The 26,409-nt window shown below is 71.7% G+C and carries 22 protein-coding genes and 1 riboswitch; of the genes, 11 read left to right on the top strand and 11 right to left on the bottom strand.

What is annotated here, in order from left to right; all coding sequences use genetic code 11:
- Nucleotides 1-56: 56 nt before the first annotated feature.
- Complete coding sequence (locus tag ACIPLC_RS24335) at nucleotides 57-566, bottom strand: NUDIX hydrolase (protein ID WP_400475108.1); 510 nt, start codon at nucleotides 564-566, stop codon at nucleotides 57-59.
- Nucleotides 567-716: 150 nt separating this feature from the next.
- On the opposite strand from ACIPLC_RS24335, the gene ACIPLC_RS24340 reads away from it, so the two are divergent.
- The gene (locus ACIPLC_RS24340) at nucleotides 717-1,940 is read left to right on the top strand and encodes a serine hydrolase domain-containing protein (protein ID WP_400475109.1); all 1,224 of its coding nucleotides are present in this window, start codon (nucleotides 717-719) and stop codon (nucleotides 1,938-1,940) included.
- Nucleotides 1,941-1,962: 22 nt separating this feature from the next.
- Here ACIPLC_RS24340 and ACIPLC_RS24345 read toward each other — a convergent pair whose 3' ends face one another.
- The 3 genes from ACIPLC_RS24345 to ACIPLC_RS24355 all read right to left on the bottom strand — a co-directional run bounded on the left by ACIPLC_RS24345 (nucleotide 1,963) and on the right by ACIPLC_RS24355 (nucleotide 5,472).
- Nucleotides 1,963-2,286, bottom strand: coding sequence for a nuclear transport factor 2 family protein (locus ACIPLC_RS24345; protein WP_400475110.1), 324 nt, complete (start codon nucleotides 2,284-2,286; stop codon nucleotides 1,963-1,965).
- Nucleotides 2,287-2,628: 342 nt separating this feature from the next.
- A complete protein-coding gene (locus tag ACIPLC_RS24350; RefSeq protein ID WP_400475111.1) occupies nucleotides 2,629-4,152 on the bottom strand; it encodes an aldehyde dehydrogenase family protein in 1,524 nt (507 codons plus the stop codon).
- Nucleotides 4,153-4,524: 372 nt separating this feature from the next.
- Complete coding sequence (locus tag ACIPLC_RS24355; protein ID WP_400475112.1) at nucleotides 4,525-5,472, bottom strand: terpene cyclase; 948 nt, start codon at nucleotides 5,470-5,472, stop codon at nucleotides 4,525-4,527.
- A gap of 322 nt (nucleotides 5,473-5,794) precedes the next feature.
- Between ACIPLC_RS24355 and ACIPLC_RS24360 the strand changes: the two genes are divergently transcribed.
- On the top strand, nucleotides 5,795-8,806 hold the full coding sequence (locus tag ACIPLC_RS24360) for an ATP-binding protein (RefSeq protein ID WP_400475113.1): 3,012 nt from the start codon (nucleotides 5,795-5,797) through the stop codon (nucleotides 8,804-8,806).
- A gap of 181 nt (nucleotides 8,807-8,987) precedes the next feature.
- Nucleotides 8,988-10,052, top strand: coding sequence for an aldose epimerase family protein (locus ACIPLC_RS24365; RefSeq protein WP_400475114.1), 1,065 nt, complete (start codon nucleotides 8,988-8,990; stop codon nucleotides 10,050-10,052).
- Here ACIPLC_RS24365 and ACIPLC_RS24370 read toward each other — a convergent pair.
- Entirely contained in the window at nucleotides 10,045-10,668 is a 624-nt protein-coding gene (locus tag ACIPLC_RS24370) for a GNAT family N-acetyltransferase (protein ID WP_400475115.1), read from the bottom strand. The genes ACIPLC_RS24365 and ACIPLC_RS24370 overlap by 8 nt on opposite strands.
- A gap of 309 nt (nucleotides 10,669-10,977) precedes the next feature.
- On the opposite strand from ACIPLC_RS24370, the gene ACIPLC_RS24375 reads away from it, so the two are divergent.
- From ACIPLC_RS24375 to ACIPLC_RS24395, 5 genes are all read left to right on the top strand, one after another.
- Entirely contained in the window at nucleotides 10,978-12,255 is a 1,278-nt protein-coding gene (locus tag ACIPLC_RS24375; protein ID WP_400475116.1) for an extracellular solute-binding protein, read from the top strand.
- A 231-nt stretch (nucleotides 12,256-12,486) separates the two neighbouring features.
- The gene (locus tag ACIPLC_RS24380; protein ID WP_400475117.1) at nucleotides 12,487-13,488 is read left to right on the top strand and encodes a carbohydrate ABC transporter permease; all 1,002 of its coding nucleotides are present in this window, start codon (nucleotides 12,487-12,489) and stop codon (nucleotides 13,486-13,488) included.
- A gap of 40 nt (nucleotides 13,489-13,528) precedes the next feature.
- Nucleotides 13,529-14,434 carry a sugar ABC transporter permease gene (locus tag ACIPLC_RS24385; protein ID WP_400475118.1) on the top strand — a complete coding sequence of 302 codons (906 nt, stop codon included), beginning with the start codon at nucleotides 13,529-13,531 and terminating at the stop codon, nucleotides 14,432-14,434.
- A gap of 37 nt (nucleotides 14,435-14,471) precedes the next feature.
- The gene (locus ACIPLC_RS24390; RefSeq protein WP_400475119.1) at nucleotides 14,472-16,190 is read left to right on the top strand and encodes a glycoside hydrolase family 13 protein; all 1,719 of its coding nucleotides are present in this window, start codon (nucleotides 14,472-14,474) and stop codon (nucleotides 16,188-16,190) included.
- A 25-nt stretch (nucleotides 16,191-16,215) separates the two neighbouring features.
- Entirely contained in the window at nucleotides 16,216-17,235 is a 1,020-nt protein-coding gene (locus ACIPLC_RS24395; RefSeq protein WP_400475120.1) for a LacI family DNA-binding transcriptional regulator, read from the top strand.
- A 71-nt stretch (nucleotides 17,236-17,306) separates the two neighbouring features.
- Here ACIPLC_RS24395 and ACIPLC_RS24400 read toward each other — a convergent pair whose 3' ends face one another.
- A complete protein-coding gene (locus ACIPLC_RS24400) occupies nucleotides 17,307-17,507 on the bottom strand; it encodes a hypothetical protein (RefSeq protein ID WP_400475121.1) in 201 nt (66 codons plus the stop codon).
- Between the two features lie 202 nt (nucleotides 17,508-17,709).
- Between ACIPLC_RS24400 and ACIPLC_RS24405 the strand changes: the two genes are divergently transcribed.
- Entirely contained in the window at nucleotides 17,710-17,835 is a 126-nt protein-coding gene (locus ACIPLC_RS24405; protein ID WP_400475122.1) for a hypothetical protein, read from the top strand.
- Nucleotides 17,836-17,910: 75 nt separating this feature from the next.
- On the opposite strand, the gene ACIPLC_RS24410 is transcribed toward ACIPLC_RS24405, so the two are convergent.
- Both ACIPLC_RS24410 and ACIPLC_RS24415 read right to left on the bottom strand, forming a co-directional pair.
- Entirely contained in the window at nucleotides 17,911-19,308 is a 1,398-nt protein-coding gene (locus tag ACIPLC_RS24410) for a transglycosylase family protein (RefSeq protein ID WP_400475123.1), read from the bottom strand.
- Nucleotides 19,295-19,455: riboswitch (cyclic di-AMP (ydaO/yuaA leader) on the bottom strand. It overlaps the preceding gene by 14 nt.
- A 430-nt stretch (nucleotides 19,456-19,885) precedes the next feature.
- Nucleotides 19,886-20,860, bottom strand: coding sequence for a hypothetical protein (locus ACIPLC_RS24415; RefSeq protein WP_400475124.1), 975 nt, complete (start codon nucleotides 20,858-20,860; stop codon nucleotides 19,886-19,888).
- A 559-nt stretch (nucleotides 20,861-21,419) separates the two neighbouring features.
- On the opposite strand from ACIPLC_RS24415, the gene ACIPLC_RS24420 reads away from it, so the two are divergent.
- Nucleotides 21,420-21,683, top strand: a complete 264-nt coding sequence (locus ACIPLC_RS24420; RefSeq protein WP_400475125.1) for a DUF397 domain-containing protein — start codon at nucleotides 21,420-21,422, stop codon at nucleotides 21,681-21,683.
- 405 nt (nucleotides 21,684-22,088) lie between these two features.
- Here the strand turns inward: ACIPLC_RS24420 and ACIPLC_RS24425 are convergent, their stop codons facing one another.
- The gene (locus ACIPLC_RS24425) at nucleotides 22,089-22,610 is read right to left on the bottom strand and encodes an ATP-binding protein (protein ID WP_244293511.1); all 522 of its coding nucleotides are present in this window, start codon (nucleotides 22,608-22,610) and stop codon (nucleotides 22,089-22,091) included.
- 418 nt (nucleotides 22,611-23,028) lie between these two features.
- Here ACIPLC_RS24425 and ACIPLC_RS24430 point away from each other — a divergent pair, with 418 nt between their 5' ends.
- Nucleotides 23,029-23,895: a helix-turn-helix domain-containing protein gene (locus ACIPLC_RS24430; protein WP_400475126.1), complete on the top strand. Its 867-nt coding sequence runs from the start codon at nucleotides 23,029-23,031 to the stop codon at nucleotides 23,893-23,895.
- Nucleotides 23,896-23,977: 82 nt separating this feature from the next.
- Here the strand turns inward: ACIPLC_RS24430 and ACIPLC_RS24435 are convergent, their stop codons facing one another.
- Together ACIPLC_RS24435 and ACIPLC_RS24440 are read right to left on the bottom strand one after the other, a co-directional pair.
- Entirely contained in the window at nucleotides 23,978-24,556 is a 579-nt protein-coding gene (locus tag ACIPLC_RS24435) for a TetR/AcrR family transcriptional regulator (protein WP_400475127.1), read from the bottom strand.
- A gap of 254 nt (nucleotides 24,557-24,810) precedes the next feature.
- A complete protein-coding gene (locus ACIPLC_RS24440; RefSeq protein WP_400475128.1) occupies nucleotides 24,811-26,325 on the bottom strand; it encodes an MFS transporter in 1,515 nt (504 codons plus the stop codon).
- Between the last annotated feature and the right edge of the window lie 84 nt (nucleotides 26,326-26,409).

Consider the following 26,409-nt stretch of genomic DNA (forward strand, 5'->3'; position numbering starts at 1 on the left):
GGCGACGGCGTACGGGAGGCCATGCGCGCCACCCTATCCGCCGCCCGGGGCGGGGCCTATGCGGTGTGGAGGTCCAGGTAGCGACGGTAGGCCTCGCGGCCGTCGGGGACGAAGTGGTCGCGGGTGAGGCGGTCGGCGAGTTCGGCGGGGGTGAGCCAGGCGTGCCAGGCGACCTCGGATTCCTGCGGCTGGACCGGGCCGTCCCACTCGGCCTCGTACACGTCGCTCCACCAGGAGAGCCGGTCCTGCTGGAAGAGGAACTTGAAGAGCGGGCGCGGGGTGATCCCGTGCACGCCGAGTTCCTCCTCGGCCTCGCGGACGGCGGCCTCGGCGTACGTCTCACCGGAGCCGACCACGCCGCCGACGAACATGTCGTACGCGCCGGGGGCGAACAGCTTGGTGTCGGTGCGGCGGTGGACGAAGATCCGCCCGGCCGGGTCGCGGACCAGGACGAAGACGCACCGGTGGGTGAGCCCCTGTCGGTACACCTCCCCGCGCAGCGCGGTCCCGATCACCCGGTCGTGCTCGTCGACGACGTCCAGCAGTTCTTCGGCAGGGTTGGTCATGACGGACAGGTTAGGGTTTCGGGGCCCGCTTCGAACGCTTTGCGAGTGCGACGCGATCGGATGTGATCCGAGGTGATCCGAGGTGATCGAACTCGGGCGGGAGCACAGGAAAACGCAGGAACCGACCGGACAGGCGGAGGGCGGCGCGCGGTGGTGGAGATCTGGGGCGAGACGGCCGAGGGGTTCGAGCCCGTGCGGGAGGCCTTCGCGCGGAACTTCCACGCGTACGGCGAACTGGGCGCGGCCTTCGCGCTGTACGTGCGCGGCCGCAAGGTGGTCGATCTGTGGGGCGGTGACGCCCGGCCCGAGGTCGGCGGGCGACCCGCGCCGGCGGTGCCCTGGACGGCGGACACCGCCCAGGTGCTGCGCTCGGTCACCAAGGGCCTGACCGCGACCACCGCGCTGCTGCTCGCCGAGCGCGGCCTGCTCGACCTGGACGCCCCGGTGGCCTCCTACTGGCCTGAGTTCGCGCAGGCCGGGAAGGGCGGGGTGCCGGTGCGCTGGCTGCTGTCGCACCAGGCCGGGGTGCCCGCGCTGGACGTGCCGCTGCGGCTGGAGGACGTGCTCACCTGGGAGCGCGCGGTGGCCGCGGTGGCCGCGCAGGCGCCCGCCTGGGAGCCGGGCACCGCGCACGGCTACCACCCGTACACCTTCGGCTGGCTGGTCGGCGAGGTGGTGCGGCGGGTGAGCGGGCGCACGATCGGCCAGTACTTCGCCGAGGAGATCGCCCGGCCGCTCGGGCTGGACCTGTGGATCGGGCTGCCGGCCGGGGCCGCGCCGAGGGTCGGCCGACTGGTCGACCTGCCCGCCCCGGAGGCGGCCCGGACCGGGCCGAGCGGGCTGCGGCTGCGGCCCAAGCAGTCCGTCCGGGACGCCTACCAGGATCCGGCCTCGCTGACCGCGCGGTCCTTCGCCTCGGTGCGCCCCGGGGTGGACCTCAACGACCCGGCGGTGCAGGCCGCCGAGATCCCCGGCGCGGGCGGCATCGGCACCGCCCGCTCGCTGGCCCGCTTCTACGCGGCGCTGATCGGCGCCGCCGACCGCCCGGACGGCTCCGGCACACTGTTGCCGCCGCTGTTCGGCCCGGGGGTGCTGACCCGCGCGGTCGGGCCCGCGGTGAGCGGGCCGGACCGGGTGCTGATCGTCAACTCCACCTTCGGCCTGGGCTTTTGGCGGCACGGCCCGACTGCGCCGATGGCCTCCCCGGCGAGCTTCGGCCACCCCGGCCGGGGTGGCTCGCTCGGCTTCGCCGACCCGGAGCTCGGGCTGGGCTTCGGCTACGTCACCAACGGCATGCAGCCGGGCGTCACCGGCGACATCCGCTCGCGCAACCTGATCCGCTCGGTGCGGGGGTGCCTGGGGCTGTCCGGGTAGCGCCGGGCCCGGTCCCGGGCCGTCAGGCCTGGCCGGTCTCGAAGCGGATGATCTTCGGGCCGGTGACGGTGAAGCGCCAGGCGGTGCGCATCTCGCCCCAGGTGTCGTTGGTGAAGTTGGCGATCAGCGCGCGGCCGCCGTCCGATTCGGTCTGGACGTCCATCCGGCCGCGGACGGTGAAGATCTCCTTGTCGATCCACTGGGCCAGGTCGCGGTCGGAGCCGTCGTCGGACATGGTCGCGTCCGGAGTGAGGGTGGCCAGGAAGGCGTCGCGGTCGCCCGCGTTGACCGCGGCGACGAAGGCGCGCACGGTGGGGTCGGAGAGCTTGGCGGGGGAGATGGACATCGGGACTCCCGGGGGGTGAGGGGCGGGGAGTCCTGTTTACGACGTTCGCCGGGTGTGTGCGGGCATGTCGGCGGCGCGTCGAGAAAATCGCGTATTCATGTGCTTAGATCCCGAAATGGGCGTTTTGCCCAGCGAAGGGTTGTGCAGCGAGGACGTCCGGACGGGCGTTCGCGCTGCGGCCACGGGGAGTGGCAGCGGAGCGGGAGACCGGGACCGGTCTCCCGCTCCGCGTTTACGCGGTTCCTGGTTCCGCGGTTCGCGCAGGGCGCGGCCTGCGCGAGATTCCGCGGTTCGCGAAGCGCGTGGCCTGCGCGATGGCGTGGCCTGCGCGAGGGGTGCGGCCTAGAAGAAGCCGACCGCGTCGGGGGAGTAGCTGACCAGCAGGTTCTTGGTCTGCTGGTAGTGCTCCAGCAGCGACTTGTGGTTCTCCCGGCCGATGCCGGAGTTCTTGTAGCCGCCGAAAGCCGCGTGGGCGGGGTAGGCGTGGTAGCAGTTGGTCCAGACCCGGCCGGCCTGGATGGCGCGTCCGGCCTGGTGGGCGGTGTTGAGGTTGCGGGTCCAGACGCCCGCACCGAGCCCGTACTGGGTGTCGTTGGCGAGGGTGATCGCCTCGGCGAAGTCCTCGAAGCGGGTGACCGAGACGACCGGGCCGAAGATCTCCTCCTGGAAGACCCGCATGCTGTTGACGCCCTCGAACACCGTCGGCGTCACGTAGTACCCGCCGGCCAGGGCGCCGCCGAGGTCGGCCCGCTCGCCGCCGACCAGCAGCTTGGCGCCCTCGGCCTGGCCGATCTCGAAGTAGGAGAGGATCTTCTTCAACTGTTCGACGCTGGCCTGGGCGCCGACCTGGGTCTCGGTGTCCAGCGGGTCGCCCTGGCGCATCGCGCGCACCCGCTCCAGGCCGTCGGCGAGCAGCCGCTCGTAGACCGAGGACTGGATCAGCGCCCGGCTGGGGCAGGTGCACACCTCGCCCTGGTTGAGGGCGAACATCGCGAAGCCCTCGACCGCCTTGTCGTAGAAGGCGTCCGAGGCGTCGGCGACGTCCGCGAAGAACAGGTTGGGGCTCTTGCCGCCGAGTTCCAGCGAGACCGGGATCAGGTTGTCGCTGGCGTAGCGGGAGATCAGCCGGCCGGTGGTGGTCTCGCCGGTGAAGGCGATCTTGCGGATGCGGTTGCTGGAGGCCAGCGGGGCGCCGGCCTCCCCGCCGAAGCCGGTGACGATGTTGAGCACGCCGGGCGGCAGCAGGTCGGCGATCAGCTCGACCCACAGCAGCACCGAGGCCGGGGTCTGCTCGGCGGGCTTGAGCACCACCGCGTTGCCGGCCGCGAGCGCCGGGGCGAGCTTCCAGACCGCCATCAGGATCGGGAAGTTCCACGGGATGATCTGGCCGACCACGCCCAGCGGCTCGTGGAAGTGGTACGCGACGGTGTCCTCGTCCAGCTGGGACAGACCGCCCTCCTGGGCGCGCAGCGCGCCGGCGAAGTAGCGCAGGTGGTCGACCGCGAGCGGGAGGTCGGCGGCCAGCGTCTCGCGCACCGGCTTGCCGTTCTCCCAGCTCTCCGCGACGGCCAGCCGCTCCAGGTTCGCCTCCATCCGGTCGGCGATCCGCAGCAGCGCCTGGGCCCGCTCGGCGGGCGGGGTGCGGCCCCAGGCGGGGGCGGCGGCGTGGGCCGCGTCCAGCGCGGCCTCGATGTCCTCGGCGGTGCCGCGGGCGACTTCGGTGAACACCTCGCCGGTGACCGGGGTCGGGTCGCCGAAGTACTCGCCGCGCACCGGCGGGGTCCAGCCGCCGCCGATCCAGTGCTCGTACCGGGAGCGGTAGGCGACGATGCTGCCGGGCGTGCCGGGGGGCTGGTAGACCGTCATGCTCTGGTGTCTCCTCGCGACGTCGGGCGCCGCCCGGACCGGGTGGCGGGGGCGGCGCGCCGGGCCGCGCCCGGCGCGGGGCGGCCCGGCGGGAGGGTGCGGACACGCAACTCGGGGCGGACGCCCGCCGGGGCGTCCGCCGTCGAGCACGATAGCCGCCCGGCGCGGGCGCGGCTACGGTCCGTGCGCCAGGCCCGTACGGAGGGTGCGCGTTCCGGCCGTTGCGCGGGCGGGCGCGCACCGCGTTCCCGCGTCCCCGCCGCCCCCCCCCCCCCCCCCCCCCCCCCCCCCCCCCCCCCCCCCCCCCCCCCCCCCCCCCCCCCCCCCCGCGGGGGGGCGGCGGGTCCGGTGGTACCGGTGGCCCAGGGGTCGTCAGACCGCGTGGTACCGGCCGGTGCGGGACTCCCAGCACAGGTAGCCGGCGAGCCAGGTGACCAGCCCGTCCGCGTACCGCTGGGCGATCGTCCGTTCGACCCGGGACAGGCCCAATTCCCGGTAGACGTCCGGCAGTCGGTCGTGCAGGTCCCGGCACCGCTCGACCATCAGCTGCGCCTCCTCCAGCACCACCGCGCAGGCCTCCTCGGCCGAGCAGCGGCGCTCGCGCTGGACGATCATCACCAGGTTGTTGACGTCGCCGCGCGGGGCCTCCAGCGGGAACGACCGGACGTCGTTGCTGAGCGAGGGGATGTCGGCGGCCAGCTGGCGCAGTTGACGCAGCACCGGGTGGTGCAGGACGGCTGCGGGCACCTCGAACTGGCCGAGGCGTTCGACCATGTCGAAGATGGTCTCCATCGCCGCGGTGCCCCGTCTGAGCACCAGGTAGCCGTCGCGGTCGGGTGGCCGGGTGGAGATGCGGCCGGCGGCCTCGGCGGGGTGACTGGCCAGGTACCACTCCCAGTTGTACGCGGCGCGGGCCTGCCAGCGGGCGGGCATGCCGTGCACGCTGCGGTCCCACAGGTCGGCGAAGGCGGTCTCGACCGGCGAGTCCTGGTCGGGGCGGGCACCGTGCAGGACGGCGATCAGCCGCTCGCAGATGGGGGCGACCTCCGTCGGGCGGCGGCCGAGCGGCCCGTCGAACTGGTCGTCGAAGAGGAAGTAGAAGCCCATCAGGTCGGCGGCGAGGGCGAGTTCGTCCGGGCCGGTGTCGGGGTAGCCGAGGGCGGCGAGGTCGACCACCTCCCAGTGGGCGTACCCGGGGTGGTCGGCGTCGGGGAGCAGCGGGTGGCGGGCCAGCCAGTCCCGGTGCAGCGCGGTGGCCCGCGGGCCGTGCGGGCTGCGGCGGTGCGGGAACGGAATCTGAAGTGAGCTGTCGTCAGACATCGGACTCCCGGTGCAGCGAAGGGTGGGGGTGCTAGTGGTTCTCATGCTGGGGGTGGGGGAGTTGACGCGGCGAGGCTTTCGGGGAGAGGTTGGTAGCGAAAGATCATCTTCGCCTCGCGCGCCGTAGGGTATCTGATGTAATGATCAGACGTTAGGGGTATAGGGCAATTGCCCTGGGCAAGCCGTCCGAACCCTCACCGTCGGCCCCAGCCTGCGCGAATGCCCCACAGCGAGCGCCACGCAGCGCTAACCTCAGCTCCACGAGCAGTGATGCGAGCGGCGACACGGGCTGTGACGCGAGCGGCGAGGCGGAGGCGCGACGGTGACCGAGCAGGGCAACGAACTTCGGACGGGATCAGGTTCCGACCGGGACGGCGACATCGGCTCGCCGAGGGTGAGGCTGCGCGACCGCGACGCCGAACTGCGCTCCGTCGAGGCGGCCGTCGACAAGCTCTGCCGCGAATTCGCCGCCGGCGGCACCGAGATCGGCGAACTGCTCGCCTTCTCCGGCCGCCCCGGCATCGGCAAGACCAGCCTGCTGCACGAGGTCCGACGGATCGCCAAACTCCGGGACGGCGCCACCGTGTTGTTCGCCCGCGGTGGCGAACGCCAGTTCAACGAGCCCTACCACGTGCTGCGCCAGCTCCTCCAGCCCGCCCTCACCAACCTGCGGCCCGACGAGTTCAGCCAGGTCATGGGCACCTGGGAGGAGGTCGTCGGACCGGCCATGGGCCTCAAGCAGCCCAAGGCCGGCGCCCGCCGCCTCGACCCCCAGGGCGTGCGCGACGGCCTCGATTACGTCCTCACCCAACTCGCGCCGCGCCGGGCCCCGCTGGTCATGATCGTCGACGACCTGCACTGGGCCGACCACGAGTCGCTCTCCTGGCTCACCCAGTTCGCCGTCCGCTCCCGCGAACTGCCCGTCCTGCTCGTCTTCGCCTTCCGCGAGGACGAGAACGACTGGCCGTCCGAGATCCAGCAGCACCGCAAGGCCGTCCTCGGCCTGGCCACCAGCAAGCACGAGCTCAACCGGCTCTCGCTGACCTCCGTCACCGACATGATCCGCGCCGAACTCGGCGACAAGGCCGAGGACGCCTTCTGCTACGAGTTCTGGAACGTCGTCAACGGCAACCCCTTCGAAGCCGTCGCCCTGCTCGACCAGGTCCGTGACCAGGACCTCGAACCGGTCGAGGAGAACTCCCAGCAACTGCGCGAACTCGCCGTCGACGCCACCGGAATGACCCTCAAGAGCTGGATCGACCGGCTCGGCTCCAGCACCCTGCGCTTCGCCTGGGCCTGCGCGATGCTCGGCACCGACATCCGGGTCGACCTCGCCACCCGGATCTGCGCCCAGACCACCGAGGGCGCCCGCGAGGCCATCAAGCAGCTGCGCAAGCAGCGCGTGCTCACCCAGACCCCCAACGGCAACCTCGAGTTCGTCCACCCGCTGATCGGCAGCTCGATCTACAACACCATGCCGGAGGCCACCCGCACCGGCATGCACGGGGTCGCCGCCGCCGAGATCGAGAACGCCGGTCTCGGCCTGCTCGCCGCCTCCCGTCACCTCGTCGAGACCTTCTCCGGCGAGGGCGACGACAAGACCGTCCGCAAGCTGCGCCGGGCCGCCGTCGAGCACCTGCTGATCGGCGCCCCCGAAGCCGCCCAGCGCTGTCTGCACCGCGCCCTCAACGAACCCCCGGCCGACGACATCCGCGCCGAGGTGCTGTACGAACTGGGCTGCTCCGCCCTGCTCACCGACCCCGTCGCCACCGTCAACCAGCTCAAGCTCGCCCTCGACCCCGACGAGGGGCCGCTGCGCCCCGAACTGCGGGTCGACGCCACCTTCCGGCTCTCCGAGGTGCTCGCGCACAGCGGCGAACTGCGCCAGGCCGCGCTGGTCTGCCAGGACGAGGCCCGGCAGACCGCCGACCCGGCCGGCCGACTCCGGCTCCAGGCCGCCTCGTTCATGTGGCACGCCTTCCGCAAGTCCGAGGAGGACGGGCCCGGCCGCTCCACCCAGCTCGGCACCATGTGCGACGGCCTCAGCACCCGCGACGCCGCCGACCGGGCCGTCCTCGCGATGCGCGCCTGGGACCTCACCCTGCGCGGCGCCCCCTCCGCCGAGGCGCTGACCTACGCCGACGGCGTCCTCGACGCCGGCCGGCTGCCCAAGGGACTCGGCTGGACCGACAGTACCTGGGGCTTCGAACTGCCCTCCATGCTCGGCCTCACCTACACCTACAACGACCGCATCGCCCAGGCCGAGCGGCTGTTCGCGGACGCCATCATCCAGTTCGAGGTGGCCGGGTGGAGCGGGGCCCACCGGGGCTTCGCGTACTTCCTGATGGGCCTCGCCCGCTTCCGCCGCGGCCTGCTCGCCGAGGCCGAGGACTTCCTGCGCCGCGCACTGCGACTCTCCGAGCGGATCGGCCCCAAGCTGCCGCTCGCCTGGGACGCCGTCGGCGTCCTGGTGGACACCCTGCTCGCCCGCGGCCGGATCGAGGAGGCCTGGGAACTCGCCAGCGAGTTCCGCTTCCACCCGCCGTACCACGCGACCGCGATGGTGCTGCCCGACGCGCCCTCGCTGTACGGCAAGCTGCTGATCGCCATGAAGCGCTACGCCGGGGCGGCCGCCGCACTCACCGAGGCCGGCGCCCAACTGGAGGCCCGCGGCTGGCACAACACCGTCTGGGCGCCCTGGGCCGGCCACCTCGCCATCGCGATCGCGGCCGACGAGCCCGACCGCGCCCGCGAATACGCCCAGAAGGCCGTCCAGGACGCCCGCACCTTCGGCACCGCCTCGGCGATCGGCACCGCGCTGCGGCTGAACGCCCAGATCGAGGACGGCCAGCAGGCGGTCGAGCTGCTGGAGCAGTCCGTGACGTACCTCGGCCAGTCGCCGGCCGGGTACGAGCACGCCGTCGCGCTGGTCGACCTCGGCGCCGCGCTGCGCCGGGTCGGACGGCTGGAGGACGCGCAGGAGTACCTGTACCAGGGCATCGAACTGGCCCAGCACTGCTCGGCCGAGGGACTGGTCGAGCAGGCGCGGCGGGAACTGGCCAACTACGGCCTGCGGCCCAACCGGCTGGGGCTCCGCGACTTCCGGGAGACGCTCAGCCAGCCGGAGTGGGAGGTCGCCAACCTCGCGGTGCGGGGCGTGCCGCCGCAGCGCATCGCCGACGAGCTCGGCGTGCACCTCAGCCTGGTCAACCGCCGACTGGCCGCCGTCTACCGCAAGGCGGGCAGCGGGCCGGACGGCCTGGCCTCCGCCCTCGGGCTGCCGGCGCAGCCGCGCGGGGCCACCCGGTCGGTGGCGGAGTCCGAGGAGGAGTAGCCGTGGCGGCCCGGGCGCGCGGGCGGAGGGCGCCCGGGCGGCGCGCGGAGGCACGGGAGCGCTCCCGGGGCGGTCGCCGTCGCTAGGCTGACGCAGACGTGGGGTCGCCGTGGCGACCCCCTGGACGGACCCGGAACCGGGGCGGTCACGGCACCCCGCGACCGCCAGTGAGGAGCAGGCCATGGCGAGCGAGGCCACCAGCGTGCGGCACGAACCCCTCGACCCCTCGGGCGCGGGCGCCGCGATCGAGCGCTGGACGCTCGCCGCCGGCCCGTACGAGGCGAGCGTGCTCACCCTCGGCGCCACCCTGCACACCTTCAGCGGCCCGGACCGCGTCGGGCGACCCGCCCAACTGCTGCTCTCCACCGACCAGTTGACGCAGATCCTCGGCCCGGCCCGGCACTACGGCACCGTGGTCGGCCGGTACGCCAACCGGATCGACGGCTCCAGGGTCACCATCGACGGCGAGGAGCACCCGCTCGCCCCGACCGGCGGCGGTGTCACCATCCACGGCGGGCCGGACGGCTTCGCGCAGCGGATGTGGGAGGCCGAGCGGATCGAGGACGGGGTGCGGCTGCGGCTGCACAGCCCGGACGGCGACCAGGGCTTCCCCGGCGCGCTGGACGTCACCGTCTCCTACACCCTGGACCCGACCGGCGAGCTGGTGATCGCCTACCGTGCCGTCACCAGCAAGCCGACCGTGGTCAACCTGACGAACCACGCGTACTTCAACCTTGCGGGTGAGGGGAACGGCGACGTCCTCGGTCACCTGCTCACCCTCGACGCCGACGCCTACACCCCGGCCGACGAGCGGCAGATCCCGTACGGGCGGACCGAACCGGTGGCGGGCACGCCGTTCGACTTCACGATGGCCACGCCGATCGGCAAGTCGGTGCACGACGACCACCCGCAGCTGGCCGGGCCCGGCGGCTACGACCACAACTGGGTGCTCCGGGCCCGGCCGGCCGACGGCGGCCCGGCCCGGGCGGCGCTGCTGGAGGACCCGGTCAGCGGGCGCACCCTGGAGGTGCTGACCACCGAGCCGGGCGTCCAGGTCTACACGGCCAACAAGTTCCAGGGCGCGGTCACCGGCGCGAGCGGCGTTCCGTACGGGCCGTTCGCCGGGATCGCGCTGGAGACCCAGCACTTCCCGGACTCCCCGAACCACCCGGCGTTCCCGAGCACCGTGCTGCGGCCGGGGGATGAGTTCCGCTCGACCACGGTGCTGCGGCTGGGCGTCAGCTGAGCGCTCCGGGCGCGTCCGGGGTGAGGTCCCGCTGGGGGGCCTGCCGGGGGTCCCGTGCGAGGTCCCGGCGCATGCAGAGCCGGGGCCAGCGGTCGAGACCGTGCTCGGCCTCCTTGCGGCGGATCTCCCGCAGGCCCGGGGTGAGCTCGTGGTCGGCGAGCGGGCGGAAGCCGCAGCGGGCGTAGTAGGGGGCGTTCCAGGGGACGTCGGCGAAAGTGGTGAGGGTGAGCGCGGGGGCGTCGGTGCCGGCCGCGAGGTGTTCGATCAGCGCCCGGCCGATGCCCCGGCGGGCGTGGTCGGGGTGGATCGACACCTGTTCGATGTGCAGGGCGCCGTCCACCGGCTCGGCGAGCAGGTAGCCGGCGATCGGACCGGGACCGGGCTGCTGGGGCAGGTCGGCCGCGTCGGGCAGGTCGGTCCCGTGGGGCAGGTCGGTCTCGTCGGAGACGGCGACCAGGGCGACGCCCGCGTCCAGGTAGTGGGCCAGCTCGTGCGGGGACGGTGGTTCGTCGTCGGCGATCTCCGGCATGCCGATCGCGGCGAAGGGGGCTCCGGCGGCCCGCTCCAGTTCGCACAGCAGCGGCAGTTCGTCCCTCATGGCAGCTCTGATACGCATGCGTTCAGTCTGCTGCAAGCGACTTTCGGCCAGGGAGGGTGGTGCTCTCGGCCATCCAGTATCGACCCGAAGGGGGCGAACTCGGACATTTGGTCACACTGTCAACTACCGTGCGGCTACGTCCAGGACACGTGGGCGTAACGATCGCCATTTCTTGCAGAAACTTGCTGCAAGGACTTTCCGTCGCTATTGCACCGCTGTTAACTTCCTTCCGAGCCCGACGGCAGCAACGGTGCAGTCGGTACGAGGCAGCCATTATGCGCCTGTCTCCGAACATCTCGGGCACCCCCACCCTCCCAAGGAGTTCTCATGCGGCGTGGCATCGCGGCCTCTGCCCTCGTTGTGGCCCTCGCGGTCTCGATGGCTGCCTGTGGCAGCAGCGGCTCCAGCTCAAACGGCAAGGCCGACGGGCCGGTCACCCTCACCTACTGGGACACCTCGAACGCCACCAACGAGGCGCCGAACTACCAGGAACTGGTCAAGAAGTTCGAGGCCGCCAACCCGAACGTCAAGGTCGACTTCGTCAACGTCCCGTTCGACCAGGCGCAGAACAAGCTCCAGACCGCCATGGGGGCCAAGGGTGCTCCGGACGTGTTCCGCTCCGAGGTCGGCTGGACCGCCGCCTTCGCCAAGGCCGGCTACCTGGAGCCGCTCGACGGCACCCCGGCCGCCGCCGACACCTCCGCCTTCCAGCCCAGCCTGATCCAGCAGGCCAAGTACGGCGGCAAGCTGTACGGCGTCCCGCTGGTCACCGACACCCTGGGCCTGCTCTACAACAAGGAGCTGTTCGCCAAGGCCGGCATCACCGACGCCCCCAAGACCTGGGACGAGCTGAAGACCGACGCCGCCGCGCTCAAGGACAAGGCCGGTGTCGACGGCTTCTGGCTGAAGGCCGCGGACGGCTACTACGCGATGCCGTTCCTGTTCGGCGAGGGCACCGACACCGTCGACGCCGCGGGCAAGAAGATCACCGTCACCTCGCCGGAGGCCGTCAAGGCCATCGAGACCTACAAGACGATGTTCACCGCGCCCGGCATGGCCAAGGCCGACGTCACCACCGACGCCTACGCGCACATGATGGACGCCTTCAACAGCGGCAAGGTCGCGGCCATCGTCCAGGGCCCGTGGGAGATCACCAACATCTACAAGGGTGCCGCGTTCGCCGACAAGAACAACCTCGGCATCGCGCCCGTCCCGGCGGGTTCCAGCGGCAAGTCCGGCGCGCCCACCGGCGGGCACAACATCTCCGTCTACGCCGGTGCCGACCAGGCCCACAAGGCCGCCGCCGAGAAGTTCGCCGCCTTCATGACCTCGGCGGAGAGCCAGGCCTTCATCGCGCAGAAGAACTCCACCCTGCCGACCCGCTCCGACGCCTTCACCGCCGACGTCAAGGCCGACCCCGGCATCGCCGGCTTCCAGGCCGTCCTCGGCAGCGCCAAGCCGCGCCCCGAACTGCCCGAGTACAGCTCGCTGTTCTCCTCGCTCGGCACCAACCTGGGCAAGGCCGTCCAGGGCACCGGCACCCAGGACGCGCTGAACACCGTCGCCACCGACTACGCCAAGCTGCTGCCGGGCTTCGCCAAGTAGTCGCCGCCGACCGTCCGGGCCGCCGTGATCGCGGCGGCCGCCGGCGGCGGACAGGTGGCAGCCAGCAGGCAACAGGTAGCGGCTGACAGATGACAGCGAACAGATAACAGATTTCATCATCTGTTATCTGTCGACTGTTATCTGTTCGCCGTCCGCCGTCGGCGGCCACCCGGCGGGCCCGGCGGCCGGACCCGCTCTCCCCGAGACTTCCCCCCGAGAAGGTGTCAATCGATGTCAGTCGCCGTGCAGGGCGCCACCGGCAAGGGCAGCCGGGAGCGCGACCAGCGTCCGGGCCTGCTGGAACGCGTCAAGCGCTCCTACGCCAAGCACTGGTACGCCTACGCGATGATCGCCCCGGTGGTGCTGGTCCTCGGCGCCCTGGTGCTCTACCCGCTCGTCCAGGGCGTCTGGCTCACCCTGACCGACGCCAACAGCCTCAACGTCGCCCGCAAGATCGGCGTCAACGAGATCCCGGCCAGCTACAACTTCGTCGGCTTCCACAACTACGCCGACATCTTGTGGGGCCCCGGCTCGTACGACCGCTTCTGGTCCCACTTCGTCTGGACCATCGCCTGGACGGCCATCTGCGTCTTCCTGCACTACACCCTCGGCCTGGGCCTCGCCCTGCTGCTGAACAAGAAGCTGCGCGGCCGCGCCGTCTACCGGATGCTGCTCATCCTGCCCTGGGCCGTGCCGACCTTCGTCACCGTCTTCTCCTGGCGGCTGATGCTCTCCGACGGCGGCGTCGTCAACAGCATGCTCTCCTTCCTCCACCTGCCCGAACCCGGCTGGCTCACCGACCCGTTGGCGCAGAAGACCGCCGCGATCCTGGTCAACACCTGGGCCGGCGTGCCGTTCATGATGATCTCGCTGCTCGGCGGCCTGCAGTCGATCCCGGCCGAGCTGTACGAGGCCGCCGAGATGGACGGTGCCACGCCGTGGCAGCGCTTCCGGTACGTCACCCTGCCCGGGCTGCGCGCCGTCTCCTCCACCGTCGTCCTGCTCGGCGTGATCTGGACGTTCAACCAGTTCAACGTCATCTTCCTGCTCTTCGGCACCGGCGCGCCCGACGCCCAGCTGCTGGTCACCTGGGCCTACCGCCTCGGCTTCGGCCAGATCCCCCGGGACTACGCGCAGTCCGCCTCCTACGGCGTGATCCTGCTGTCCATCCTGATCGTCTTCACCGCCTTCTACCGGCGCTGGCTCGCCCGCAACGAGCAGGCCAACGGCTGAGGCCCCGGACCCAGTTGACCCACGAAGGCAGGTACCCCCGATGAGCACCACCACCGAACTCCCCACCCCCGCGAGGACCGTGGCCCCGACCGCCCGGCCGGCCAAGGTCCGTCGGCGCGGTGAGAGCAGCCCGCTGGCCAGGGCGCTGTCCCACGGCACCCTGATCGTGGCCGGCCTGATCGCGCTGTTCCCGGTGGCGTGGATCCTCTTCGTCTCGCTCGGCCCGGACAAGACCGACTACCTCCACCCCGGTGCGATCCTCGACAAGCTCACGCTGTCGAACTACCACCACGTGCTGTTCGACACCGACTTCTTCACCTGGTTCGGCAACGCCGTCCTGGTCTCCGGCGTCACCACCGTGTTCGGTGTCCTGGTCGCCGCCACCACCGGCTACGCCGTCTCCCGGATGCGCTTCCCCGGCCACCGGCCGCTGATGTGGTCGCTGCTGGTCACCCAGATGTTCCCGATCGCGGTGCTGATCGTGCCGATGTACACGATGCTCTCCAGCCTCGGCCTGCTGGACAGCTACCTGGGCCTGATCCTGGTCTACTCGACCACCACCGTGCCGTACTGCGCCTGGCTGCTGAAGGGCTACTTCGACACCATCCCGGTGGAGATCGACGAGGCTGGCCGGGTCGACGGGCTCAGCCCGTTCGGGACCTTCTGGCGGCTGGTGCTGCCGCTCGCCCGCCCGGGCCTGGCGGTGGCCGCCTTCTACTCCTTCCTCACGTACTGGGCAGAGGTGCCGTTCGCCTCCACCTTCATGCTCAGCTCCGACAAGTACACGCTGGCCGTCGGCCTGCAGACCTTCGTCAGCGAGCACGACGCCCAGTGGAACCTGATGGCCGCGACCGCCGTGCTGATCGCGATCCCGTCGGCGGCCTTCTTCTACCTGGTGCAGCGCCACCTGGTCACCGGTCTGACCGCCGGTGCCTCCAAGTCGTAACGCTCCTCGCTCCTCTAGTCCCCAAGGGATACCGTCCATGACCCAGAACCTGGCCGACACCTCCCGGCCTGCCGCCGACCCCGCCGCTCACGAGGCGGTCACCCCGGCTCCTGCGACTGGTGGCGCGTCCAGAGGCTGGTGGCGGGACGCGGTCATCTACCAGGTGTACCCGCGCAGCTTCGCCGACTCCAACGGCGACGGCATGGGCGACCTGCCCGGGATCCGCAGCCGCCTGCCGTACCTGCGCGATCTCGGCGTGGACGCGGTCTGGCTCTCGCCGTTCTACGCCTCGCCGCAGGCGGACGCGGGCTACGACGTCGCCGACTACCGCGCCGTGGACCCGGTGTTCGGCAGCCTGCTGGACGCCGACGCGCTCATCCGGGACGCCCACCAGCTGGGGCTGCGGATCATCGTCGACCTCGTCCCGAACCACTCCTCGGACCAGCACGAGTGGTTCCAGCGCGCCCTGCGCGAGGGCCCCGAGTCCCCGCTGCGCGAGCGGTACCACTTCCGCCCCGGCAAGGGCGACGACGGCGAACTGCCGCCCAACGACTGGGAGTCCATTTTCGGCGGCCCGGCCTGGACCCGCACCGAGAACCCGGACGGCACCCCCGGCGACTGGTACCTGCACCTGTTCGCCCCCGAGCAGCCCGACTTCAACTGGGAGAACCAGGCCGTCGCCGACGAGTTCCGCTCGATCCTGCGGTTCTGGCTCGACATGGGAGTCGACGGCTTCCGCATCGACGTCGCCCACGGCCTGGTGAAGGCCCCCGGCCTGCCCGACCTCGGCGGCTCGGACCAGCTCAAGCTGCTCGGCAACGACGTCATGCCGTTCTTCGACCAGGACGGCGTGCACGAGATCTACCGCAGCTGGCGCAAGATCCTCGACGAGTACCCGGGCCAGCGGATCGGCGTTGCCGAGGCCTGGACCCCGACCGTCCAGCGCACCGCCAACTACGTGCGCCCCGACGAGCTGCACCAGGCCTTCAACTTCCAGTACCTGGGCACTGGTTGGGACGCCGCCGCGCTGCGCGAGGTGATCGACGTCTCGCTCGACTCGATGCGCCCGGTCGACGCCCCCACCACCTGGGTGCTGTCCAACCACGACGTCACCCGGCACGCCACCCGCTTCGCCAACCCGCCCGGCCTCGGCACCCAGATCCGCACGCCCGGCGACCGCGAGCTCGGCCTGCGCCGCGCCCGCGCCGCCACCCTGCTGATGCTCGCGCTGCCCGGCTCCGCGTACATCTACCAGGGCGAGGAACTCGGTCTGCCGGACGTCACCGACCTGCCGGACGAGGTCCGCCAGGACCCGTCGTTCTTCCGCAAGGCCGGGCAGGACGGCTACCGCGACGGCTGCCGCGTCCCGATCCCGTGGTCCGGCACCGAGGCCCCGTACGGCTTCGGCCCGGTCGCCGGCGGGCCGTCCTGGCTGCCGCAGCCGGCCGAGTGGGCCGCGCTGAGCGTCGAGGCGCAGACCGGCGACCCGGCGTCCACCCTGGAGCTGTACCGCAGCGCGCTCGCCGTCCGCCGCTCCCGGGACGACCTCGGCGCCGGGACGGCCGTGGAGTGGCTGGAGAGCCCCGAGGGGACCCTGGCGTTCCGCCGCGGCTCCTTCGTCTGCACCGTCAACACCACGGAGGAGCCGGTCCGGATAGCGGCGCCCGGAAAGCTGCTGCTCTCCTCGGTGGAGCTGGTGCTCGACGGCGGCGAGACGGTGCTCGCGCCCGACAGCACCGGCTGGTGGGCGGTCTGACGTGGTTGCAATAGGCTCTGGGACCGTGACTACGGCGCGACTCTCAGACATCGCGGCGCAGGCGGGGGTCAGCGAAGCCACCGTCTCCCGCGTACTCAACGGCAAGGCGAACGTCTCCGCCGCCACCCGGCAGACCGTGCTGGCGGCGCTCGACGTGCTCGGCTACGAGCGGCCGACCCGACTGCGCCAGCGCAGCGCCGGCCTGATCGGGTTGATCACGCCGGAGCTGAGCAACCCGATCTTCCCCGCGCTGGCCCAGGTGATCGAGCAGGTGCTCAGCCGGCACGGGTACACCCCGGTGCTGTGCACCCAGACGCCGGGCGGGTCCACCGAGGACGAACTGGTCGAGATGCTGGTCGACCGGGGCGTGGCGGGCATCGTCTTCGTCTCCGGGCTGCACGCCGACTCCACCGCCGACCACGACCGCTACGCCCGGCTGATCGGCCGTGGGGTGCCGTTCGTACTGATCAACGGCTACAGCGAGCGGATCGACGCGCCGTTCATCTCGCCGGACGACCGGGCCGCGATGTGGATGGCCGTCCAGCACCTGGCCGAACTCGGCCACGAGCGGATCGGGTTGGCCGTCGGGCAGCGGCGGTACGTGCCGGTACTGCGCAAGATCGAGGGCTTCACGGCGGCGATGCGTGAGGTGCTGGGACGGAGCCGGGAGGAGGCCGAGGACCTCGTCCACCACACGCTGTTCAGCGTGGAGGGCGGGCACGCGGCGGCCGGCGCACTGCTGGACAAGGGCTGCACGGCGATCGTCTGCGGCAGCGACATGATGGCGCTCGGGGCGATCCGGGCGGTGCGGCAGCGCGGGCTGTCGGTGCCGCACGACGTGTCGGTGGTCGGCTTCGACGACTCGCCGCTGATCGCCTTCACCGAGCCGCCGCTGACCACGATCCGCCAGCCGGTCGAGGCGATGGCGACGGCGGCGGTGGACGCGTTGCTGGAGGAGGTCGGCGGAAACGCGGCCCAGCGTGGGGAGTTCATGTTCCAGCCGGAGCTGGTCATGCGCGGGTCCACGGGGGCCTGCGCGCGCTGAGGGCGGTCAACGAACGGGCCCCGGAGAGCGGTTGCTCTCCGGGGCCCGTCGCGTGCCGCCCGGGCGCCCGGTCAGTCCTCGTGCTCCGTGGGGCGGCTCTCGGTGAGTCGCTGGCCGTCGGCGGCGTCGCCGGTCCGGGTCTCGGTGCGGCGGCCTCGGGCCAGGTAGTCGCGCAGGACGAGTTCGACGGCGTCCTGCGGGTTCTTGGTGCCGGAGAGCATCATCGCGTCGATCGCGAGGTTCGCGTCGAGTGTGACGGTGGCCTGGGCCATGGTGACTCCTCCTCGGGCGCAGAGCAGCAGCATGCCCGTTTGGGGCGGGCCTTGACCATGGTCTCCGGTCGGCAGGGGTGAAGCCGGGGGAGGCGGGGGCGCAACCCGGCCTTCCGCGTCATGGCGCCACTCGGCATCCTCGGTGGCGTCGGCCTCGCGGGTTCGGTGGCGTACATCACCGTCCCCGGCGGAGCGGAGTGCCGTGCCGCACGCGATCGTCTCCTGGACGGACACGGTGTTCGCGATCGCGGCCTGCGTCATGGCCATTGCGGCCGTGCTGTCGATGTTCCTCAAGGAGTGGCTGGCCCGGGCGACGACTGACAGATAACAGATGATGAAATCTGTTATCTGTTATCTGTTATCTGTCAGCCGTTAGCCGTTACCTGTCACCCGTCGGTCGTGCTCAGACCCGGCCGGCGAAGTCCGGGGCCCAGTTGGCGACGGTCTGCAGGCGCACGCCCGAGCTCGGGTTGGCGGCCTCGACGTACTGGCCGCCGCCGATGTAGATCGCGACGTGGTAGACGCCGGAGTCCTGGCCGTTGTTGGACCAGAACAGCAGGTCGCCCGCCTGCAGGCTGTCCAGCGAGACGTGGGTGCTCGCGGCGGCCTGGTCGGCGGCGACGCGCGGGACGGAGACGCCCGCGGCGCGCAGCGCTGCCTGGGTCAGGCCGGAGCAGTCCCAGCCGCCGTTGCCGGTACCGCCGTAGACGTAGGCCTGGCCGACCTTCGACTGGGCGAAGGAGACCGCGGCGGCCATGCTGCCGGTGGTGGCCGGGGCCGGGGCCGGACTCTGCGCCTGGGCGGCCGGCTTGGAAGCCGGCTTGGAGGCCGGGGCCTGGTCCTGCGCGGCCGGCTTGGCGTTCACGGCACCGCCGTTGGAGGTCTGGCCGGACTTCTGCGAGCGGTCGAACCAGGTGAAGCCCGAGCCGGACGTGGCCGACGAGCCGGAGCCGGACTGGTCGGCCTGCGCCGACTGCTGAGCCTGGCCGCCGTCCTTGAACGAGAGGCGCTGGCCCGGGTAGATGGTGTCCGGACCCTCGGTCAGGGTGCCGCGGTTGAGCTCGTACAGCCGCTGCCAGCCGCCCTGGAGGTTGTGCTTGTCGGCGATCGAGGACAGCCAGTCGCCGGCGGCGACGGTGTAGTCGTTGCTCTGGGCCTGAGCGCTGCTCTGGGCTTGGCTCTGGCCCTTCTGGGCCCAGGTGCCGTTGGCGGAGTCGGCGGGGGCCTGCACCTGGTCCTGGGCAGGCGCGGCCGGCTTGGCGGGCTTCGCGGCCGGGGCCTGGTTCTGCGCGGACTTGGCGGCCGGGGCGGCCGGGGTGGTCGGCTTCGGGGCGGGCTTGGTGGCGGTCGAGCCGGCAGCCGAGCCGGTGGTGGAACCGGCCGAAGTGTCGACGCCGGCCGGGGCGCCGCCCTTGGACAGGCCGGCCTGGACCGAGCACACCGGCCAGGCGCCGGGGCCCTGCGAGGCGAGGACCTTCTCGGCGACGGCGATCTGCTGGTCCTTGGTGGCCTGGTTGGCCTGCGGGGCGTAGGCGGTGCCACCGAAGGCGGCCCAGGTGCTGGAGGTGAACTGCAGTCCGCCGTAGAAGCCGTTGCCGGTGTTGATGCTCCAGTTTCCGGTGCTCTCGCACTGGGCGACCTTGTCCCAGGTGGAGACGGAGGCGGCGGAGGCGGTGCCGGAGGTGAGGCAGGGGATGCTGAGGCCGACGCCCGCGACGCCGATGGCGGCGATCACGCGTCGGGTACGACTGGACAGACGGGTGCCGTTGGTGGGCAGCATGAAGACGCAGTCCTCTCCCACGCCTGCGAGGTGAGCTGTCGGATTCGGGCTGGAGTTGCCCGGCCGCGCTGTGGGCGCGGCTTCACCCCTAGCCCTGGATCGTTCCGGGGAACGGTCCGGGGCGACTTACCTGTGGGTCCCCCGCTCCTGCCGTGGTGCGTTTTCGCGCTGCCAGGACATCCGACGGCAGGACTCGGCGTCGCGGATGAACTGGGTTCGTGTGGCCACGAACGGAGAGCACGTTAAGCAGACTTAAGTTCAAACTGCAAACACCTGTGACGCGCATCACGGTTTGAGGAGAACGGTCGTTCCCCTTGCTTGTCATGATCAGAAATGACTGATTTCCGGCAACGTCGCCAAGGGCGTGCACAACTGTCTGCGCTTCAGGAGGCGAATGACGGCGCGTCGGGTCGCCCGGGGTGTGCTCGTCGAGAAGGGGGCGCGACCGCACCGCGGGCGCCGGGGCACGTGCCGAGTGGCGGCGAACAAATGCGAACAGAACAGACATCGCGCCTATTCACCCCTTAACTTCCGCACAGGACAAGCCGGAAGGGCCCGGAACGCAGCCGTCCCGGGCCCTTCGTGCGCATGGTCTCCGCTACCGGCCGGACGGCTCCTCGGCGGCGGCGTGAGCGCCGTGACCGCCATGGCCGGAGTGGCCGGCGTGGGCGCCCCCGGCGGCCTCCGCCGCCTCGGCCTCAGCCTCGGCCCGGGCCAGCTCCTCCGGGGAGGGTGCCGGCAGCGCGGCCAGGTAGGTGGCGGCGATCAGCTGGCCGACCGTCGGATAGGCGCCCAGCGGCGCCGCGGACGGGCAGCCGGTCTCCTCGGCGGCCGTGGCGAGCAGTTCGGAGTCGGCCTCCGGCCCGATCACCAGCGGGGCCAGCGCCGGGCGCTGGGAGCCGGTCTCCTTGAGGTGGTTGACGGCCGCGGCGACCGAGCCCGGCACGTCGAGCGCGGCGGGGACGACCGGGACGGCCAGTCGGGCCGCCAGCAGGACACCGGTGATGCCGGCCGCGGCGGCGGCGTCCTCGCCGCCGACGGTGGTCAGCACGACGCCGTCCGCGGCGGTCGCGATGGCGAACAGCCGGGCCCGGTCGGCGCGCGCCAGGCCGGCCTCGGACAGCCGCACGTGCACGGCCTCGGCGAGCAGCGGGTGCGGGCCGAGCACGTCGGTGACGGGGGCTCCGTACTCCGCGGCGAGGGCGTGAAGTTCGGTCAGGAATCCGTGCGGGCCGGGTACCAGTGGCACCAGGACCGGCGCGGGAAGGCCGGCCTCGGCGGCCGTGGCCAGCAGTTCGGCGACGGTGTGGTCGTCACCGCCGGTTCCCCCGGCGGCTTCGCCCGGGAGGTAGCCGACGGCGGTCTGGATGCCACTCTGCTCGCTGCGGACGATCGACAGCAGCTCCTCGACGACCGAGTGGGACTCGGGCCCGGCGGTCGCGGGCACGGCGAGCACCAGGGCCGGGGAGCCGGCCGGGATCTCGGGGCGCTCGGGGCGGCGGTGGCGCCCCCGCGCACGGGAGCCTGGAGTGCGGACGGGCAGTGGCGCGCCCGGGATGGCTGCGGTGCTCATGCCGGAGATCGTAGGACATCGGCCCGTCAGGCCTGCATTCGGCTGCCGTTCGGGTTTCGCACGGTCATGGCGTGTGCGTCGCGCTCCCGGTGCACCGGTCCGGGCGGTTTACCCGCAATCCGGACATATCTCACCCAGCCTTCGAGTGATCGCCGCTAGTTGCCCTGACGTGTCCGAAGGGGCGTCGAGTTGCCTCTGTGGCGCGTGAGATGTCTCACAGCCAGGAGGTCGCCTGACGGAGGGTCACGGCGGCGCGACTCCAGGCGCTCGAAGATCAACATTCAGCGGGGAGCCGCTCACGGCCGGTTATCGGGAGTCTGGCGATTCACTCGGCTATGTCCGTTTACGTACCGTCAGGAGAAGGGTCCGTGAAGAGTTCGGGGCGGCCGGTGAAAGGCCTCGTGCACCTGCAATGTCCCGTGCTGATGCACGTGCACAGCGGCTATCATCGCGTCAAGTGAGGCGTTGTGCCGGGCCGGTACGGGGCCGGTCCGTTCGTTCGGCGGGTGCCGGGGGCGCCGCGCTGGACGACCACTCCGGAGCTCTTCGGGAGATTTCTATGCACGACTCGCAGGACACGCACGGCTCGTACGACACCTACAACGGGATGGCGGCCGCCGACCTCAAGGGGGTTGCCTGGCAGAAGAGCCTGCACAGCAACTCCCAGGGGAACTGCGTCGAGTTCGCGGCCCTGCCGGGGGGCGATGTGGCGATGCGCAACTCGCGTTTCCCGGAAGGTCCGGCGCTCATCTACACCCGGGCCGAGATCGCCGCCCTGCTGCTGGGGGCCAAGGACGGGGAGTTCGACCACCTGGCGGTCTGACCGGCCGCCGTCTTGCCATCGGGGGGCCGTCGTGGGTGCTGACACCACGACGGCCTTTGTCTTGTCCGGGGCCGGTCCGGAGCCTTGCGGCGGGCGGTTTCGCGGCGAACCGCTTCGCGGCGAACGGTTTCGCGGTCGACCGTGCGGGGGCGCGCCGCGCCGTTCCGCGCGTGGACCCGTGCACGGTCCGGAGTCCGGACCTGCGCGTGGGCCGGTCCGCCGGGGTGCCCGGCTGTCGGTCCGGCCGCTCGTCCGGGGGGCTGGCCCGGGAATCGTCGTGGGAATCGTCGTGAAGGCTGAGCCGAGGCTCGTGGCGCAGCTGCGCCAGGCCCGCCGATCCGTCCCGCGGAGCCCGGGGTGCGGTCCTCCCGGGGCCTTCCTCGGCCGGCCGCGCGTCGCCCGGCGCTAGGCCGAGCGCCGGTGCCGTCCACCGAGTTCGGAACCGGTGGCCGGCTCCGCCTCGAACAGCGCCCAGACCACCTTGCCGCTGCCCAGCGGGTGCCAACCCCAGGAGCGGCTGAAGGACTCCACCAGGTGCAGTCCGCGGCCGGACTCGGCGACGAAGTCCGCCTCCCGGGCGACCGGGCCGATGCAGCTCGGGTCGCTCACCGCGCAGACCACCTGGGGAGAGCGGTGGACCAGGCTTATTCGGATCGGCAGCCGGCCTTCGGGGGTCGGCTGTATGGGAAAGTCGTACTCGCCCTGGGCGCCGCCCGCAGGGTCGGGCCGTGCGCCGATCGCATGCCGCAGTGCGTTGGTCACCAGCTCCGAGGCCACCAGCGCGACATCGTCGAACAGCTCCATCAGGCCCCAGCGCTGAAGAGAGGTTCTGGCGAAGTCGCGCGCGGTTCTGACGGCTTCGAAGCGAGGAGCGAGCGTACAGGTGACCACATGGGGGTCAACCGCCAAAGCCGTACCGGTGCTCATGAAGAGCTCCTCCCATAAGGGGGCGGACACGGCTGGACCCGCCGGGGTCATGCCGGTCACCTCCGACTCGCTCGGCCGCTCGGCCGCCCCCTCGACCAGCGCGCGCGCACACGAACCCCCGGCGGCGCGGGGGGACGCTGCCGGGTCGGTGCACGGAGTCGCGCGTGGGGTCGACGCGGAGCCCGCGGGATTGCCAGGGATGTGCAGGTGCACGTGCACCATGGTGGTGTGCGCTCACTGCAGATGCAAGAGTCGATTCACGTGCAGTCGCACTATTGGCATATGCAAGCGCCGGATGCACGTGCATCCTGGTACATGGAGTGCGGAACTGATAGGAACATCCGTCAGTATCGGCACCGTGAGCGCTCAACTGATGGCAGACTGTGCGCTGTTTGCCCTAGGTGGAGGTTTCGACCGCATGACCACAGTTCAGCCGGGCGGCGGCTCGATGGTCCGCCGGATCCTCCTCGGTTCTCAGCTGCGTCGCCTGCGTGAGACGCGAGGCATCACACGCGAGGACGCCGGCTACGCGATCAGGGCCTCCGAGTCCAAGATCAGCCGCATGGAACTCGGCCGCGTCAGCTTCAAGGAGCGCGACGTCGCCGACCTGCTCAGCCTCTACGGCGTGGACGACGGCCTGGAGCGGGAGGCCCTGCTCGGGCTGGTCCGCGAGGCCAACAAGTCCGGCTGGTGGCACAGCTTCAACGACGTGCTGCCGGGCTGGTTCCAGACCTACGTCGGCCTGGAGGAGGCCGCCCAGCTGATCCGCACCTACGAGGTGCAGTTCATCCCCGGGCTGCTGCAGTCCGAGGAGTACGCACGGGCGGTTTTCGGACAGAGTCGGCCGGTCGTCAGCGAGGAGGAGGTCGAGCGGCGGGTCAGCCTCCGCCTGCGCCGCCAGAAGCTGCTGACCGAGGGCGCCAGTCCGCGCCTGTGGGCCGTGATCGACGAGGCCGCGCTGCGCCGCCCGGTCGGCGGGCCCAAGGTGATGCGCGGTCAGGTGCAGTACCTGATCGACGTCGCCGAGCAGGCCAACGTGGTGATCCAGGTCATGCCGTTCCGTTTCGGCGCGCACGCGGGGGAGTCCGGGGCGTTCACGATCCTGCGCTTCCCGGAGCAGGACCTCGCGGACGTCGTCTACCTGGAGCAGCTCACCAGCGCGCTCTACCTGGACAAGCGGGACGACGTCGACGCGTACATCCAGGTCATGGAGCGGCTCTGCGTGGACAGCCTCACGCCCGAGCGGACCGTAGACCTGCTCGCCTCGATCCTCAAGGAGCGCTGAGCCGCCACCGCCGGGCCGGTGCGGTACGGGTCCGACGATCCGCCGTCAGCCGCCCGGGCGCCGAGCCGCCGTCCCCCCGCCGTCAGTCGCGGGCCGGCGGCCGTTCGCGTTCCGGCGGCAGCGGCTGCGGCGGGGTGCCCAGTTCCCAGGGCAGGTCGTAGCGGCGGAACAGGTCGGCCCGGATCGGTGCCAGTGGGAGTTCGGCGCCCGGCAGCAGCACCCCGATGCAGCCGCCCATCAGCGCGCTGCGGAGCACCGCGTGCTCGGCGTCCGGGTCCGGTGCGCCCCAGTCGAGCAGCAGGCCCTGGAGGATGGCGCCGAGTTGCTGCTGCTCCGGGTCCTGGACGAAGGCGCCGGAGTCCGGGTCCAGGATCAGCGCGAGGTGCGAGCGCATCACTCGCGGGTGGTCCAGGGCCAGGGTGAGGACGGCGTCGATCGCGCGGGCCAGCCGGGCCTCCGGCGTGGCGTCCGGCGTCATCTCGGCGAGTGCGCTGGAGAGCGACTGGTGCATCATCCGGTGCGTCGCGGACTGCATCAGCAGCCGTTTGCCGTCGAAGTAGTACGAGAGCAGCCCGCGCGCGAGCCCGGCCCGCTCGGCGATGTCGGTCAGCGTGGTGCCCGCGTAGCCGTGCCGGTCGACCAGTTCGACGGTGGCTCGCATGATGCGCCGGCGGGAGCGTTGCCGCATCTCCTCATTGACCGAATCCCCGCGAGGTGCCATCGTGTCTGCTCCGAACGTTCGTTGGCTCCGGGCCAATATACTGGCGGAGCCGGCAGCCGCACCGTGAAGCCGCGCGCCGGTGGGCGCCGCTCGGGCGCCCGGTACGAAGACGGCCGGCTCCACCAAAACGGGGGTTTGGTGGAGCCGGCGCCATTGCCCGATGGCCGGGGTCGGCCCCGGGCGGCGGTCGACGGTCAGCGATTGGTCAGGACTTCGGTCCGGGCCGCGTTCGACCCGACCGGGGGGTAATCATAGTCCGGCACCGGCACGGGAGTCGGCTTCCGCCGTCGGTCGACCAGGGCGCCCACCGCGGCGATCAGCAGACCGAACAGCGCGACCGCCGTGACGAACACCAGGGCCGGCCGGTAGCCGTCCAGCTGCGCCTGCGGGCTGTCGCCGCCGGCGCTGCCGGCGGTGATCATCGCGGTCGCGCCGGCCAGGACCACCGCGGTGCCGACCTGGATCGCGGTGTTGACCAGGCCGGAGGCCAGGCCCTGCTCCTCGTCGCCCACGCCGTCGGTGGCGGCGATGTTCACCGAGGGGAAGGCCAGCGCGAAGCCCACGCCGAGCAGCAGCATCGAGGGCAGGACCAGGACCAGGTACGAGCTGTGCTCGTCCAGCCGCAGGAACAGCGCGAACGCGCCGACCAGGGCCAGCAGACCGATCGGCAGCAGTCGGCCGGTGCCGAAGCGGTCCACGATCGGGCCCATGAACGGCGCCGAGAGCGCGATGAAGGCGCCGGCCGGCAGCAGCCCGAGGGCCATCTGCAGCGCCGACCAGCCCAGCAGGTGCTGCAGGTAGAGCGTGACGACGAACTGGAACCCGCCGTACGCGCCGGTCATCGCGAAGGCGATCACGTTGGCCCGGGCGACCGAGCCGTTGCGGAAGATGCCGAGCCGGACCAGCGGGTGCGCGGTGCGGCTCTCCACCAGCAGGAAGGCGGCGGCCAGTGCGGCGACCACGACCAGCGAGCCGACCGTGCGCAGGCTCAGCCAGCCGGCGCCCTGTGCCTCGGTGACGGTGAACACCAGCAGCAGCACGGTCGTGGTTCCGGTGATCGCGCCCAGCGCGTCGTAGCCGCCCTTGGCGCGCTCCTCGGCGGGGCGGGGGAGCAGCCGGACCGCGAAGAGCAGGGCGAGCAGCGCGACCGGGACGGGCATCAGGAAGGTCCAGCGCCAGCCGACCGAGGTGAGCAGGCCGCTGAGCACCAGGCCGAGCGAGAAGCCGCTGGCGCCGCAGGTGGTGTAGATCGACAGCGCCCGGTTGCGGGCGGGGCCCTCGGCGAAGGTCGTGGTGATGATCGACAGGCCGGCCGGGGCGGTGAAGGCGGCGCTGACGCCCTTGAGGAAGCGGGCGGCGATCAGCAGACCGCCGTCGTCGACCAGGCCGCCGAGCAGCGAGGCGGCGGCGAAGACGCCCAGGGCGACCAGGAAGACCCGGCGGCGGCCGAGCAGGTCGGCGGCGCGGCCGCCGAGCAGGAGCAGGCCGCCGTAGCCGAGCACGTAGCCGGAGACCACCCATTGCAGGGCGGAGGTGGAGAGGTGCAGCTCGGAGCCGATGGACGGGAGGGCGACGCCGACCATGGAGACGTCCAGGGCGTCCAGGAACATGGCGGCGCAGAGCACGATCAGGGTGCCCCAGAGGCGGGGTGTCCAGTTCAGCCCGCTGGTTGACGAGGCGTCGGGTGACGTGACGGTCGCGGTGGTCATGGGGTGGACAGTACATGCACGTGCATTCAATGCAAATGAATAAGATGTGAACACATAATTTTACGGCGCACATGCTAGGGTGGC

The sequence above is a fragment of the Kitasatospora sp. NPDC086801 genome (assembly GCF_044745805.1).
In the GTDB taxonomy this organism is placed as follows: domain Bacteria; phylum Actinomycetota; class Actinomycetes; order Streptomycetales; family Streptomycetaceae; genus Kitasatospora.